This window comes from Kangiella marina (assembly GCF_039541235.1).
GTDB classification, from domain to species: domain Bacteria; phylum Pseudomonadota; class Gammaproteobacteria; order Enterobacterales; family Kangiellaceae; genus Kangiella; species Kangiella marina.
In genome coordinates this window covers 39608-53265 of the sequence record NZ_BAABFV010000002.1, presented here as the reverse complement: position 1 = coordinate 53265, position 13658 = coordinate 39608, and the positions used below count along the sequence as shown (strand labels likewise).

27 protein-coding genes are annotated in these 13658 nt (G+C 43.9%); 3 read left to right on the top strand and 24 right to left on the bottom strand.

What is annotated here, in order from left to right; translation table 11 throughout:
• Nucleotides 1–35 precede the first annotated feature (35 nt).
• Nucleotides 36–602 (top strand): response regulator, encoded by a 567-nt coding sequence (locus tag ABD943_RS08345; RefSeq protein ID WP_345292738.1) that lies wholly within the window; start codon nt 36–38, stop codon nt 600–602.
• A gap of 22 nt (nt 603–624) precedes the next feature.
• Here ABD943_RS08345 and ABD943_RS08340 read toward each other — a convergent pair whose 3' ends face one another.
• Nucleotides 625–1563: a cation diffusion facilitator family transporter gene (locus tag ABD943_RS08340; protein ID WP_345292737.1), complete on the bottom strand. Its 939-nt coding sequence runs from the start codon at nt 1561–1563 to the stop codon at nt 625–627.
• Nucleotides 1564–1652: 89 nt separating this feature from the next.
• Between ABD943_RS08340 and ABD943_RS08335 the strand changes: the two genes are divergently transcribed.
• Both ABD943_RS08335 and ABD943_RS08330 read left to right on the top strand, forming a co-directional pair.
• Nucleotides 1653–2021, top strand: a complete 369-nt coding sequence (locus tag ABD943_RS08335; RefSeq protein WP_345292736.1) for a YkvA family protein — start codon at nt 1653–1655, stop codon at nt 2019–2021.
• Nucleotides 2022–2055: 34 nt separating this feature from the next.
• On the top strand, nt 2056–2703 hold the full coding sequence (locus ABD943_RS08330) for a class I SAM-dependent methyltransferase (protein ID WP_345292735.1): 648 nt from the start codon (nt 2056–2058) through the stop codon (nt 2701–2703).
• Between the two features lie 37 nt (nt 2704–2740).
• Here the strand turns inward: ABD943_RS08330 and rplQ are convergent, their stop codons facing one another.
• The 23 genes from rplQ to rpsS form a co-directional block, all read right to left on the bottom strand.
• Nucleotides 2741–3145 carry a 50S ribosomal protein L17 gene (rplQ, locus tag ABD943_RS08325; protein ID WP_345292734.1) on the bottom strand — a complete coding sequence of 135 codons (405 nt, stop codon included), beginning with the start codon at nt 3143–3145 and terminating at the stop codon, nt 2741–2743.
• A 194-nt stretch (nt 3146–3339) separates the two neighbouring features.
• Nucleotides 3340–4320 (bottom strand): DNA-directed RNA polymerase subunit alpha, encoded by a 981-nt coding sequence (locus ABD943_RS08320; RefSeq protein WP_345292733.1) that lies wholly within the window; start codon nt 4318–4320, stop codon nt 3340–3342.
• 24 nt (nt 4321–4344) lie between these two features.
• Nucleotides 4345–4965, bottom strand: coding sequence for a 30S ribosomal protein S4 (gene rpsD, locus ABD943_RS08315; RefSeq protein WP_345292732.1), 621 nt, complete (start codon nt 4963–4965; stop codon nt 4345–4347).
• 18 nt (nt 4966–4983) lie between these two features.
• The gene (gene rpsK, locus ABD943_RS08310) at nt 4984–5376 is read right to left on the bottom strand and encodes a 30S ribosomal protein S11 (RefSeq protein WP_046561860.1); all 393 of its coding nucleotides are present in this window, start codon (nt 5374–5376) and stop codon (nt 4984–4986) included.
• A 14-nt stretch (nt 5377–5390) separates the two neighbouring features.
• A complete protein-coding gene (rpsM, locus tag ABD943_RS08305) occupies nt 5391–5747 on the bottom strand; it encodes a 30S ribosomal protein S13 (RefSeq protein WP_046561861.1) in 357 nt (118 codons plus the stop codon).
• Nucleotides 5748–5834: 87 nt separating this feature from the next.
• Nucleotides 5835–5948, bottom strand: coding sequence for a 50S ribosomal protein L36 (gene rpmJ, locus ABD943_RS08300; protein ID WP_046561862.1), 114 nt, complete (start codon nt 5946–5948; stop codon nt 5835–5837).
• Between the two features lie 17 nt (nt 5949–5965).
• Entirely contained in the window at nt 5966–7297 is a 1332-nt protein-coding gene (secY, locus tag ABD943_RS08295) for a preprotein translocase subunit SecY (protein WP_345292731.1), read from the bottom strand.
• The gene (gene rplO, locus ABD943_RS08290; protein ID WP_345292730.1) at nt 7297–7734 is read right to left on the bottom strand and encodes a 50S ribosomal protein L15; all 438 of its coding nucleotides are present in this window, start codon (nt 7732–7734) and stop codon (nt 7297–7299) included. The genes secY and rplO overlap by 1 nt, the downstream gene beginning before the upstream one ends.
• 4 nt (nt 7735–7738) lie before the next feature.
• On the bottom strand, nt 7739–7921 hold the full coding sequence (gene rpmD, locus ABD943_RS08285; RefSeq protein ID WP_046561865.1) for a 50S ribosomal protein L30: 183 nt from the start codon (nt 7919–7921) through the stop codon (nt 7739–7741).
• A gap of 4 nt (nt 7922–7925) precedes the next feature.
• On the bottom strand, nt 7926–8429 hold the full coding sequence (gene rpsE / locus ABD943_RS08280; RefSeq protein ID WP_046561866.1) for a 30S ribosomal protein S5: 504 nt from the start codon (nt 8427–8429) through the stop codon (nt 7926–7928).
• Nucleotides 8430–8439: 10 nt separating this feature from the next.
• The gene (gene rplR, locus ABD943_RS08275; protein ID WP_345292729.1) at nt 8440–8793 is read right to left on the bottom strand and encodes a 50S ribosomal protein L18; all 354 of its coding nucleotides are present in this window, start codon (nt 8791–8793) and stop codon (nt 8440–8442) included.
• Between the two features lie 12 nt (nt 8794–8805).
• Nucleotides 8806–9336 carry a 50S ribosomal protein L6 gene (gene rplF, locus ABD943_RS08270; protein WP_345292728.1) on the bottom strand — a complete coding sequence of 177 codons (531 nt, stop codon included), beginning with the start codon at nt 9334–9336 and terminating at the stop codon, nt 8806–8808.
• A 13-nt stretch (nt 9337–9349) separates the two neighbouring features.
• Nucleotides 9350–9742, bottom strand: a complete 393-nt coding sequence (rpsH, locus tag ABD943_RS08265) for a 30S ribosomal protein S8 (RefSeq protein WP_345292727.1) — start codon at nt 9740–9742, stop codon at nt 9350–9352.
• 18 nt (nt 9743–9760) lie between these two features.
• Nucleotides 9761–10066, bottom strand: coding sequence for a 30S ribosomal protein S14 (gene rpsN, locus ABD943_RS08260; RefSeq protein ID WP_046561870.1), 306 nt, complete (start codon nt 10064–10066; stop codon nt 9761–9763).
• Nucleotides 10067–10076: 10 nt separating this feature from the next.
• Nucleotides 10077–10616: a 50S ribosomal protein L5 gene (rplE, locus tag ABD943_RS08255; RefSeq protein WP_345293360.1), complete on the bottom strand. Its 540-nt coding sequence runs from the start codon at nt 10614–10616 to the stop codon at nt 10077–10079.
• Between the two features lie 24 nt (nt 10617–10640).
• Nucleotides 10641–10958, bottom strand: coding sequence for a 50S ribosomal protein L24 (rplX, locus tag ABD943_RS08250; RefSeq protein WP_345292726.1), 318 nt, complete (start codon nt 10956–10958; stop codon nt 10641–10643).
• Between the two features lie 14 nt (nt 10959–10972).
• Complete coding sequence (gene rplN / locus ABD943_RS08245) at nt 10973–11341, bottom strand: 50S ribosomal protein L14 (protein ID WP_046561873.1); 369 nt, start codon at nt 11339–11341, stop codon at nt 10973–10975.
• A 110-nt stretch (nt 11342–11451) separates the two neighbouring features.
• Nucleotides 11452–11709 carry a 30S ribosomal protein S17 gene (rpsQ, locus tag ABD943_RS08240; RefSeq protein ID WP_345292725.1) on the bottom strand — a complete coding sequence of 86 codons (258 nt, stop codon included), beginning with the start codon at nt 11707–11709 and terminating at the stop codon, nt 11452–11454.
• Nucleotides 11709–11900 (bottom strand): 50S ribosomal protein L29, encoded by a 192-nt coding sequence (rpmC, locus tag ABD943_RS08235; RefSeq protein ID WP_046561875.1) that lies wholly within the window; start codon nt 11898–11900, stop codon nt 11709–11711. Before rpmC ends, rpsQ begins: the two co-directional genes overlap by 1 nt.
• Nucleotides 11900–12307, bottom strand: a complete 408-nt coding sequence (rplP, locus tag ABD943_RS08230; protein WP_345292724.1) for a 50S ribosomal protein L16 — start codon at nt 12305–12307, stop codon at nt 11900–11902. Before rplP ends, rpmC begins: the two co-directional genes overlap by 1 nt.
• 11 nt (nt 12308–12318) lie before the next feature.
• Nucleotides 12319–13020 carry a 30S ribosomal protein S3 gene (gene rpsC, locus ABD943_RS08225; protein WP_345292723.1) on the bottom strand — a complete coding sequence of 234 codons (702 nt, stop codon included), beginning with the start codon at nt 13018–13020 and terminating at the stop codon, nt 12319–12321.
• A gap of 9 nt (nt 13021–13029) precedes the next feature.
• Nucleotides 13030–13362 carry a 50S ribosomal protein L22 gene (rplV, locus tag ABD943_RS08220; protein ID WP_046561878.1) on the bottom strand — a complete coding sequence of 111 codons (333 nt, stop codon included), beginning with the start codon at nt 13360–13362 and terminating at the stop codon, nt 13030–13032.
• 15 nt (nt 13363–13377) lie between these two features.
• On the bottom strand, nt 13378–13656 hold the full coding sequence (rpsS, locus tag ABD943_RS08215; RefSeq protein WP_345292722.1) for a 30S ribosomal protein S19: 279 nt from the start codon (nt 13654–13656) through the stop codon (nt 13378–13380).
• Between the last annotated feature and the right edge of the window lie 2 nt (nt 13657–13658).

Here is a 13658-nt window from a genome sequence, read left to right as displayed (position 1 = left end):
GACAACCACAAGGTTGCAATTTTTACAGTTAATTTATGAGCACAATTTTATTAGTCGACGATAAAACTACTATCTTAGCCGGTACTGCAGAAATCCTTGAGCAGGCGGGCTATAAATATGATTACGTGACAGACTACAAAACAGCGCTTAACTTCCTTCGTCTGTCGCGACCGACGATTCAAATTGTCGTTGTCACACTCAATAATTCACTAGGCTACCCAATGATGCGCAAACTGCAAGCGTTAATGTCAGATCGTGCAGCCATCATGGTTTATTCCGAAGACAAAGACAACGCTATTTCTGCTTGGGTAAAAAAGCACAACTTTCCGTTTTTTTACAAACACCCGACCGAAGAGCCACAACTGTTTAATCGAATTAAGCGGACGCTATTCAGTAAAGGCCAATTTTTTACTCATCAACAATTGGTAAAACTTGTCGAAGTATTAAGCCAATATACAAGCGAAGCCGAAGATCTCGTCAAATCAACAGCTCCTCAGTCAAAAAGTCTTCAGGAACTACAGCATAAATTAGCACGAAAACTTGAAGGCATAGAAAATCAGAAGCAATTTTTAGCGGCTGTGCAACGAAAACACTCTGCTTAACTTCTAATAAACTTCACATATTCTATTTAATTGCAGTATCAACACAAGCCACTGCCTCTGTATTTTCGACGCAGTTACTGCGCTCGATCTGGATAGTAGCGTGGATTAAGCCGTGTTTAACTCTTAACACCTCTAACATGACGTCAATCATATCATCGCCCTTAAAGTCCTCTTGAATCAGAGCATGGAAGGTCATTAAAGGTTCCTGTTCGCTGATACTCCATAAGTGCATGTGGTGAATATCCAAAACCCCTTCAATTTGCAACAAATCGTGACGAATTTGTTGGTTATCCAGTTCTTGAGGTTTTCCTTCCAGCAAAATATGCGAAGAATCCTTGATGACATGGTAAGCACTTCTCAGAATCAATACGGACACAAAAATCGAGAGCAACGGATCGACCCACAGTATGCCCCATTGCCAGATAATCAGCGCTGCAATGATAGCTCCCACTGAGCCGAGCAAATCACCTAGCACATGCAGCAAAGCGCTTCTGACATTGATATTCGAGTCGCTAGCGCTATGCAAAATCTTGAAAACGACGAGATTAACCAAAAGACCAAGCACAGCCACGATCAGCATGGTTGTACTTTGGATAGGGTTTGGTTGATAAAACCTCTGAATACTTTCCCACACAATCCATGCCGTTAGCAGTATCAGGAAAATACCGTTAGTATAAGCCGCCAATACCTGTAAACGACCATAACCAAAGGTGCGCTTGCTGTCCGCGGGTTTAGCACTCAGCGTCATGGCATAGAAAGCCAACAATAAAGCCGCAGCATCTGTAAGCATATGTCCAGCATCAGCCAGTAATGCCAATGATCCCGAAACAAGTCCGCCAATGACCTCGACCAACATAAAACTGGCCGTTAAGATGACCGCCCAAAGCATGCGCTTGCGGCTCGTTACTGGATGCTCGTGCTTCTCATCATCATTGGCGTGAGAATGACCGTGATGGTGCATAGAACTCCTCGCTGAAAAATAAGTCTTAACTATATCAGTCAAACACTTACCATGTAAAAAGTCAGTGTATCAACCCCAAAGGTTAGATTATGCCAACATCGTCTTTTACTACAGACAATGCCAAACAAGATGCTAAAGTCTACTATTCTGAAGATAGCTTTTGGAGAAAATTAAAGCGCTCAGCTAAACAGATAGGGACAGACGCGCTGGAAAAGTTACTAACGCTTTATTATTGCTTTCGTGATCCAGCGACACCAGCCAAGGAAAAAGCCATCATCCTTGGCGCCTTGGGCTACTTTATCATGCCGTTTGACGCTATCCCTGACTTATTACCCATGGGCTGGACTGATGATATCGCTGTGATAGCACTCGCATTCTCCAAGGTTGTTAAGGCGATTAATGATTCGCATATCGAAAAAGCCAAGCTGCAACTTAACAAATTGTTCAACAAAGCCTAAACTGTAGTGCAAATCGTTAATCAACTGTACCCGCATGCCATTACTTCAAGAGTTACCTGAAAAACATATTTTCCAGGCCTACGGCATTTTGCTCCTAGAAAATAATCACCGCTTTGTAAAAAAACTCAAGCAGCATTACACGCCTTCTATCCACGGCCACAAAACTTGGAATAGCAGTTTTTTATTGATGGATTACTTTCTCCATAACGAAACACTCGAGTATGAACAGACCATCATGGAGCTGGGTTGCGGTTGGGGGCCGGCCAGTATTTTCTGTGCACAGCATGCTACAGCCAAGGTTACCGGCGTGGATCGTGACGATGAAGTGTTTCCCTTTCTTGAAGTCCAGTCGGCGTTAAATGAGGTCGAGGTAAAAACCCAAAAAGCGAGTTTTGAAAAGTTAACCAAAAAGGACTTAGCTGATTACGACATGTTAATAGGCGCGGATATTTGCTTTTGGGATAAGCTGACCAAAATCCACTTTAACTTGATCAAAAGGGCATTTCAGGCGGGAGTACGAGAAGTCGTGATTGCCGATCCAGGCCGTGAGCCCTTCTACGAGTTGGCCGAACTTTGCTTAGACTACTTTGACGATTGCGAGCTCATCGACTGGTATTCTACGGAACCTGAACACTTCGAGGGTGACATTCTACATATCACAAATACAAAAAAGCCTGCTTAAAGCAGGCTTTTTTGACTTTTAATATCTAAACTAAAGACTACTCTTCAGTTTCTTCGATATCTAAATCGTCTTCTTCTTCAACGATTGGGCGATCAACCAATTCAACGTATGCCATAGGAGCATTATCGCCAGGACGGTTGCCACACTTCAAGATGCGCAGGTAACCACCTGGACGCTCTTGGTAACGAACACCTAGCTCGCTGAATAGTTTTGCTACGGCTTCGTTGCTACGAATACGTGCAAATGCTAAACGACGGTTAGCTACTGTGTCATTTTTCGCTAAAGTAATTAAAGGCTCAGCGACACGACGTAGTTCTTTTGCTTTTGGCAAAGTCGTACGAATAAGTTCATGCTCGATCAATGACGCAGTCATGTTACGGAACATAGCCTTACGGTGTGAGCTGTTACGGTTTAATTTACGACCTGATTTTTGATGACGCATATTGAGTTCCTCACTCTATTTAATTCCAGCCTGCTGTAGTACTGGAAAAACGATAAATTTAAATCAGCTTCTTATTCAAAATTTTGGATTAAGTCAAAACTTTCAACAATGACTAACTTAGTAAAAAAGCGCAAGGAACATCCTTGCGCTTAATTTTTTACAGAAAACTTAGCTTCTTAAAGTTTCCTTAGTGATTACTCACCAAGAATGCTTGATGGAGGCCAGTTTTCTAGACGCATACCTAATGACAAACCACGTGAAGCAAGAACGTCTTTGATTTCAGTCAATGACTTCTTACCAAGGTTTGGAGTTTTAAGTAACTCAACTTCGGTACGCTGGACCAAGTCACCAATATAATGGATATTCTCAGTTTTCAAACAGTTAGCAGAACGTACTGTTAGTTCCAAATCATCAACCGGACGCAATAGAATCGGATCAATTTCTGGCTCTTCTTTCTCAGGCTCAGCTTGTTTTTCATCTTTCAAGTCAACAAACGCTGCCAATTGCTGTTGAAGAATCGTCGCACTGCGGCGAATCGCTTCTTCTGGGTCAATCGTACCGTTCGTTTCAAGATCAAGAACTAGCTTGTCTAAGTTTGTACGCTGCTCTACACGCGCAGATTCTACGGTGTAAGATACTTTCTTCATTGGGCTGAAAGAAGAATCGACTTGTAAAACACCAATCGGCTTATCTTCGCCTTCTGGTAATTTACGCGTGTTTGATGCTTCATAACCACGACCAAGTAAAATCTTGATACGCATGGTTAAAGCGCCACCTTTATTCAAGGTAGCGATGTAGTGATCTTTGTTCACTACTTCAGCACCAGATACTTCTTCAATGTCAGCAGCAGTCACGACGCCTTCGCCTTTCTTCTGTAAAGTAAGAGTCACCTCTTCTTTATCTTCCAGGCGAACTGCCAACCCTTTTAAGTTCAAAAGGATATCGATTACGTCTTCTTGAACACCCTCAATTGCTGAGTATTCGTGAAGCACGCCGTCGATTTCTACTTCTGTCACTGCGGCACCCGGCATTGAAGACAATAAGATGCGACGCAATGAGTTACCCAAAGGGTGTCCAAAACCACGCTCAAAAGGTTCCAAGATAACTCGAGCTTTAGTGCCCTCGTCTGATTCGACCTTAATTTGACGCGGAGTCAGAAATTCAGTTGCTGACATACTATCCCTCTCAAGGATTAAAAATTACTTAGAGTAAAGCTCTACAATTAGGTTTTCGTTGATGCTAGCGTCCAATTCAGTACGCTCAGGAAGACGCTTATACGTACCTTCCATTTTAGTTGCATCGACTTCAATCCACTCAGGCTTATCACGCTGTGCTGCTAGCTCAAGAGCTGCAACGATACGCGCTTGCTTCTGTGATTTTTCACGAACAGAAATCACGTCTTCTGCTTTAACTGAGTAAGAAGGAATGTTCACCGACTCACCGTTAACCATGATTGCTTTGTGGCTAACAAGTTGACGAGCTTCGCCACGAGTAGAAGCGTAACCCATACGATAAACTACGTTGTCTAAGCGTGACTCTAGTAATTGCAACAAGTTAGAACCAGTCGCGCCTTTAAGACGGTCAGCTTCTTTGTAGTAATTACGGAATTGACGCTCAAGAACACCGTAGATACGACGAACTTTTTGCTTTTCACGAAGCTGCAAACCATAGTCAGAAAGACGGCTACGACGCGCGCCATGCTGTCCTGGAACAACTTCAATTTTACATTTGGTCTCAATTGCACGAACGCCTGATTTGTGTCCAAGATCGACACCTTCACGACGTGACAATTTAAGTTTAGGACCTAGATATCTAGCCATTTTAAACTCCCGTTATTGTTACACACGACGCTTTTTAGGCGGGCGACAACCATTGTGTGGAATCGGTGTCACGTCAGTAATGTTGGTGACTTTAAAGCCAGCAGCGTTAAGTGCGCGAACCGCTGATTCACGACCTGGTCCAGGACCCTTAACAAATACTTCAACATTCTTCATGCCCATCTCTTTTACTACTTGAGCAGCGCGATCAGCAGCTACCTGTGCAGCGAAAGGAGTAGACTTACGTGAACCACGGAAGCCAGAACCACCAGATGTTGCCCATGCAAGAGCATTACCTTGACGGTCTGTGATCGTAATGATGGTGTTGTTAAACGACGCATGGATATGCGCCATACCATCAACTACGGTCTTTTTAACTTTTTTCTTACTACTAGTACGAGGTGTTTTAGCCATTATGTTCCACCAAACTATTTCTTAATCGGTTTGCGAGGACCTTTACGGGTGCGAGCATTTGTCTTCGTACGTTGACCACGCAATGGTAGGTTACGACGATGACGAATACCTCGGAAACAACCCAAGTCCATCAAACGTTTAATATTCATGTTGATTTCGCGACGCAAATCACCTTCAACGGTAAACTTGCTCACCTCGTTTCGTAGATTCTCAATTTGGTCTTCGTTCAAATCTTTGATCTTTGCAGTAGGTTCAACCCCTGCATCAGCACAGATAATCTGTGCACGAGGACGACCGATACCATAGATAGCGGTCAATGCGACATCAGCATGCTTATGTACCGGAATGTTAATACCAGCTATACGAGCCATTTAACAATATCTCCTAAATTAAATAAGCAGGCGTGAAAGGGCGGCTATTTTAGCCACATCACGCCTAAAAATCAAACAATTATCGAATTAACCTTGACGCTGTTTATGGCGTGGGTCAACACAGATAACGCGAACACTGCCGTGACGACGAATCACTTTGCAGTTACGGCACATTTTCTTAACAGAAGCACGAACTTTCATTTGTTACTCCAACATGCTTAGCGACGAACACGACCGGATGGGCCATGCTTTTTAAGATTTGCCTTTTTCAATACCGAGTCATATTGCTGCGACATTAAGTGCGCTTGTACTTGAGACATGAAGTCCATAGCAACAACTACAATAATCAATAATGACGTACCACCGAAGTAGAACGGATATTCAAATAGCAAAATCAAGAACTCTGGTAACAAACATACAGCGGTCATGTAAAGCGCACCCCAGAACGTAAGTCTGGTCGTAACTTTATCAAGGTAGCTAGCCGTTTGTTGGCCAGGACGAATACCTGGAATAAATGCTCCGGACTTCTTCAGGTTATCAGCAGTATCGCGAGGATTCTGCGTTAACGCTGTATAGAAGAAAGCGAAGAAGATAATACCCGTTGCATATAGCAACATATATACAGGGTTACCAGGCTGTAAATTCTGAGCTAAAGTGCTTAACCAACTCACTTCACCGGCATTACCAAACCAAGACAACAAAGTGCCTGGGAATAGAACGATGCTCGATGCGAAAATCGCAGGAATTACACCCGCCATATTCAACTTCATTGGTAGGAAGCTGCTTTGAGCTGCAAAAACTTTATTACCTTGTTGGCGTTTCGCGTAGTTAATCGTGATACGACGTTGAGCCGTTTCAAACCATACGATGAAGTAAATCACTGCCAATGCGAACACGGCGAAAACTAGGATACCTAGCACATCACGCTGACCGTCATAAGCTTGTGAGAACACTTGCTTAATCGCTTGTGGGAAACCAGCAACGATACCCACCAAGATAATAATTGAGATACCGTTACCGATACCTCGTTCCGTAATTTGCTCACCTAACCACATCAGGAACATAGTACCTGTTACCAATGTAGCGATAGCGACAAAGTAGAACGAAAAGTTAGGATTCTCAACCAGATTCGGAATCATCGTTGGTAATTGAGTAGCCATACCAAACGCTTGAACAGTCGCTAATGCCACTGTTAAATAACGAGTGTACTGATTGATTTTGCGGCGACCACTCTCGCCTTCCTTCTTGATCTCTTTTAATCGAGGATCAACATAACTCAAGATCTGCATAATGATCGATGCCGAGATATACGGCATGATACCTAAAGCTAGAACCGAAGCACGCTCCATCGCACCGCCAGAGAAGACATTGAACAAAGAAAAAATCGTATCTGAATTCAAAAAGTCTTTTAGTGCGTCTGGATCTACACCTGGTACAGGTATAAACGAACCAAGACGGAAGACTACAATAGCAATGAGCACAAACAACAAACGTTGTTTGAGCTCATTCAAACCACCGCTTTTAGCTAATTGCTGTGGTGATAATGCCATTATGCTTCAACCTTACCGCCGGCTGCTTCGATAGCTTTTTGCGCACCTTTAGTGACGCGAACGCCACCAGTAACAGTGACTGCATGCTCGATTTCGCCTGACAAGATAATTTTAGCGCTTTCGATGCTGTTACCGATAATGCCTGCTTTTTTCAAAGTCAGCATATCAACAACTTCACCGTCTACTTTTGAAAGTTCATTTAAACGAACTTCAGCAGATACCAAAGCTTTACGCGAGTTAAAGCCGAATTTTGGTAAACGCTGTTTCAAAGGCATCTGACCACCTTCGAAACCAATCTTGTTGAAACCGCCTGAACGTGACTTCTGACCTTTATGACCACGACCTGCAGTCTTGCCGTCAGTAGAACCGATACCACGGCCTACACGTTTGCGATCCTTTTTACTACCAGGAGCTGGCATCAATGTATTTAAACGCATGATTTTACTCCTCAACACTAACCATGTAGTAAACTTTGTTTACCATACCGCGAGTTGATGCTGTATCTTCAACTTCAACAGTATGACCAATGCGACGCAAACCTAGACCGCGCAAACAAGCCTTGTGAGCTTCTAAGCGGCTAATGCTAGAACGCGTCTGCGTTACTTTCATCATTTTCTTTGCCATCGTCTTAGTCCAAAATCTCTTCTACTGATTTACCACGCTTGGCAGCCATAGCTTCTGGCGAAGTCATTTGGGTCAAACCATTAATCGTTGCACGAACGATGTTAATTGGGTTTGTAGAACCAACACTTTTTGCCAATACGTTTTGGATACCTAGCACCTCAAAAACAGCACGCATCGCACCACCGGCAATGATACCAGTACCTTCTGATGCTGGCTGCATGTACACTTTTGATGCGCCATGACGGGCATTTAATGCATGTTGTAAAGTGTGTCCGTCTTTTAGTTCGACTTGGATCATGTTACGACGAGCTTGTTCCATAGCCTTTTGAATTGCTACTGGAACCTCTTTCGATTTACCACGACCGAAACCCACTTTACCCTTACCGTCGCCGACAACAGTTAAAGCTGTGAAACCGAAAATACGACCACCTTTAACTACTTTAGCAACGCGGTTTACGTTGACTAACTTTTCAACTAAACCTTCTTGGTTATTCATATCTTTTGCCATGCTTCACACCTTAGAACTGTAAGCCTTTTTCACGAGCGGCGTCAGCTAATGCTGCCACGCGTCCGTGATATTTGAATCCACTGCGGTCGAAAGCAACTTGCTTTACACCCGCCTCGATAGCGCGCTCAGCAACTAGCGTACCTACGTGCTTAGCAGCATCTAGGTTACCCGTGTACTTTACGTCACCACGAACGGCCTTTTCCACAGTCGAAGCACTTGCGATTACATTACCGTTCTCACCGCTGATTACTTGCGCGTAAATGTGGCGAGGGGTTCTATTCACAACTAGGCGCGTTACACCCAGCTCCTGCATTTTTGAGCGACTTTTAGTCGCACGACGCAAACGTTGAATTTTCTTTTTCATGACCCTGCCCTACTATTTCTTCTTGGCTTCTTTGCGAACAATGTACTCGTCAACATAACGAACACCTTTGCCTTTGTATGGCTCTGGTGGACGATAGCTACGGATGTTTGCCGCAACCTGACCGACGACCTGCTTGCTAGCACCCTTAACGATAAGATCCGTTTGTGAAGGAGCTTCAATTGTTACGCCTTCAGGGATCTCAAACTCGATTGGGTGAGAAAAACCCAGGGTTAAGTTAAGCGTCTTACCTTGTACCTGTGCACGATAACCAACACCGATAAGTTTCAATTTCTTTTCGAAACCATCAGTAACACCCGTTACCATGTTGTTAACTAGTGCGCGGTAAGTACCTGCCATTGCCCAGCTTTTTGAAACGCCTGTTGGGGCGAATGAAACTGCACCGTCTTCGATCGTAATTTCTACGTCGTCGTGCATTCTTTCTTCAAGCTGACCTTTTGAACCTTTTACACTGATCACGCCATCTTTGATGTTCACTTCAACACCTGAAGGGATAGATACAGTGGCTTTTGCTACACGTGACATCTTTAACTCTCCCTTACGATACAGTGCAGATGATCTCGCCACCATGACCCGCTTTACGCGCGGCACGGTCAGTCATCACACCTTTTGAAGTTGAAATAACTGCGATACCTAATCCGCCGATGACTTTAGGAAGTTCATCAACTTTTTTATAGATACGCAAACCTGGGCGGCTAACACGCTTCAACTCATCAATTACCGGACGACCTTGGTAGTATTTCAACTCAACCGTCATTGATGGGATAGCGCCTTCATCAACGCTGTAGCTACTGATGAAACCTTCATCAACTAATACTTCAGCGATTGCTTTCTTAATTTTAGAAGCAGGAATTTTGACATTTTTCTTCGCAGCAGTCTGGCCGTTACGAATACGAGTCAACATATCTGCTATAGGATCTTGCATACTCATAAGTGATTCTCCAACAGCTTACCAGCTAGCTTTAACTAAACCAGGCACGTCACCTTTCATCGCATGTTCACGCAACTTGTTGCGGCACATACCGAATTTACGAAGGTATCCGTGTGGACGTCCAGTAACACGACAACGATTGCGTTGACGTACAGGATTTGCATTACGTGGTAGCTTTTGCAGTTTCACCTGAGCTTCCCAAACTTCTTCTTCAGAAGACTCTGGGTTGTTGATGATTGCTTTAAGCTCTGCGCGTTTTGCAGCGTACTTTTCTACAGTTTTTGCACGCTTTAACTCACGCTCTATCATAGATTTCTTAGCCATAGCGTGCCTCTTATGATTTCAATGGGAAGTTGAACGCACTTAATAATGCGCGGCCTTCTTCATTGCTGTTTGCCGTAGTGGTAATAGTAATATCCATACCACGAACCTTATCGACCTTGTCATAATCAATTTCAGGGAAAATGATTTGCTCTTTGATACCTACAGAGTAGTTACCACGGCCGTCGAAAGATTTAGGATTCAAACCACGGAAATCACGAATACGTGGAACCGCAATTGAGATAAATCTTTCTAAGAATTCCCACATACGCTCGCCACGAAGAGTCACTTTACAGCCAATTGGGTAGCCATCACGAATTTTAAAGCCCGCAACTGATTTACGTGCTTTAGTGATGATAGGCTTTTGGCCTGAGATTGCAGTCATATCACTTACTGCGTGCTCAAGGATCTTCTTATCCGCAAGAGCTTCACCCAGACCCATGTTTAATGTGATCTTGGTAATGCGTGGGACTTGCATAACTGATTTGTACTCAAACTTCTCTTGAAGCTCCTGTACAACAGTATCTTTGTAAAAGTTGTGCAGTTTCGCCATCATTTATTACCTAAATGTTAACTGTTAAATCGCTTCGCCAGTTTTCTTGAAGAAGCGCGTTTTCTTACCATCTTCAACTTTAAAGCCAACACGGTCAGCTTTACCTGTCGAAGCATTGTAGATTGCTATATTAGAAACTTCTAAAGCTGCTTCTTTCTCGATGATTCCACCTTCATTGATAGAACCGTCAGGATTTTGGCTAGGCTTAGTGTGCTTCTTAATAATGTTTACGCCACTCACAATCACGCGACCATCAGTAAGAACGCGGTCAACATTACCACGCTTACCTTTGTCTTTGCCCGCGATTACGATGACTTCGTCGCCGCTCTTAATCTTTTGCATGATTATCGTCTCTCTTAAAGTACTTCTGGTGCCAAAGACACGATCTTCATGAACTTGTCACCACGTAATTCACGTGTCACAGGTCCAAAGATACGAGTACCAATCGGCTGTAGGTTACTGTTCAGAATAACTGCTGCGTTGCCGTCAAACTTGATCAAAGATCCGTCTGGGCGACGTACACCTTTACGGGTACGAACTACAACTGCGTTTAGAACGTCACCTTTCTTTACCTTACCGCGTGGGATCGCTTCTTTTACGCTCACCTTGATGATGTCACCAATATTGGCGTAACGACGATGCGAACCACCCAGTACCTTAATACACATTACACGACGCGCACCTGAATTATCGGCTACGTCTAGTACTGATTGCATCTGGATCATGGTTTTCTCCGCTTAATCCCGCGCTAAAAGGCGCAGGAGTATACCATTAAATTAGTAAAAATCCTAACCCCGAGGTGAAATTAATCACTTCAGGGTTAACTATGGTTCAATTAGCGAGCGCTCTCGACTATCTCAACTAGCTTAAAAGACTTAGTTTTTGATAGAGGACGACACTCAGCAATTCTCACCACATCACCTAATTTGCACTCGTTAGCTTCGTCATGAGCGTGAATCTTCGTTGAACGCTTGATGAACTTCCCATATAAAGGATGCTTCACGTGACGCTCAACCAAAACTGTAATGGACTTATCCATTTTATCGCTTACGACTTTGCCCTGTAATGTGCGTTGAATTGTATCAGTGCTCATTATGAACCTGCCTTTTGGTTGATAATGGTTTTAACACGGGCGATGTCACGACGAACTTCACGCAACTTGTGTGTTTCTGTCACTTGGCCCGTAGCCTTTTCCATACGTAACTTGAATTGATCTTGCAAAAGCTCGTTCAAAGTTACGTTGAGCTCTTCAACGCTCTTATCTTTCAATTCTGTCGCTTTCATTAGATCACCGTCCGCTTAACAAAGGTCGTTTTGAAAGGTAGTTTTGCTGCCGCTAAAGCAAACGCTTCACGCGCTAAATCTTCAGAGATACCTTCTACTTCATATAACATACGACCTGGTTGAACCTGAGCAACCCAATATTCAACACTACCTTTACCTTTACCCATACGTACTTCTAAAGGCTTTTTAGTGATTGGTTTGTCAGGGAATACACGAATGTAAACTTTACCCGCACGCTTCATGTGACGAGTCATTGCACGACGAGCTGCCTCAATTTGACGCGCAGTCATACGACCACGACCCGTCGCTTTTAAACCGTACTCACCAAAGCTCACGTTATGAGCTTGTGAACCACGGTTACGCAGTTTGTGCTGCTTACGATATTTCGTTCTTTTTGGCAATAACATAATACTTACCCCTACTTCTTCGCTTTAGGAGCAGGTTTTCTACGGCGAGGTTTCTTCTCTTCTTTCGGCTCTTCAATCTCTTGACCTGGAAGAACTTCACCTTTGAAAATCCATACTTTAATGCCGATGATACCGTAAGTAGTATTCGCTTCAGATGTTGCGTAATCGATGTTCGCACGTAGCGTATGCAAAGGCACACGACCTTCACGGTACCACTCTGTACGAGCAATCTCAGCACCACCTAAACGACCACTTACTTCAATCTTGATACCTTGAGCACCAAGACGCATAGCATTTTGAACGGCACGCTTCATCGCACGACGGAACATCACACGACGCTCGAGTTGTTGTGCAACATTGTCACCAACCAATTGAGCATCTAGCTCTGGCTTGCGAACTTGCTCAACAGAAACTTGCGCAGATACGCCTGCCATAGCAGCGATCTTGCCACGCAATTTCTCAATATCTTCACCTTTTTTACCGATAACGATACCAGGACGCGCAGTGTGAATAGTCACACGAATCGCTTTTGCTGGACGCTCGATCTCGATGCGAGATACTGAAGCATGCTTCAATTCTTTTAACAACCAGTTACGGATGTTGATATCACTTTCCAAGTTATCCGCAAAATCGCCGCGCTCAGCATACCAAGTTGCAGTATGCTTTTTTACGATACCTAAGCGGATACCGGTAGGATGAACTTTTTGACCCATTACCTTCTCCTAGTTATCCGATACTTTAACGGTGACGTGACTATTACGCTTTAAAATGCGGTCGCCACGACCTTTCGCGCGCGGACGCATACGCTTTGCAGTCGCCGCTTCATCAACGAAGATAGTTGAAACTTTCAACTCGTCGATATCAGCGCCTTCATTATGCTCAGCATTTGCAATCGCAGACTCAAGAACCTTCTTGATTAGACGAGCCGCTTTCTTTGGGCTGAATTCAAGAGTGTTCAACGCTTTTTCTACTGGTAAGCCACGAATCTGATCGGCAACAAGACGCATTTTTTGTGCCGAGATGGCGGCGTTACGCAATTTAGCTGCTACTTCCATCTTCCACTCCTCGCCTTATCGCTTCTTGGCTTTCTTATCAACATCATGACCATGATAGGTACGAGTTAATACAAACTCACCTAACTTGTGGCCAACCATGTCTTCAGAGATGAAGACTGGGACGTGTTGACGACCATTGTGAACGGCAATCGTCAATCCAACCATTTCAGGGAATACGGTTGAGCGACGAGACCATGTTTTAATTGGTTTCTTAGAACCAGAGGCCGCAGCTTCTTCAACCTTCTTCAATAAGTGAAGGTCAATGAATGGGCCTTTCTTTAACGAACGTGCCACTG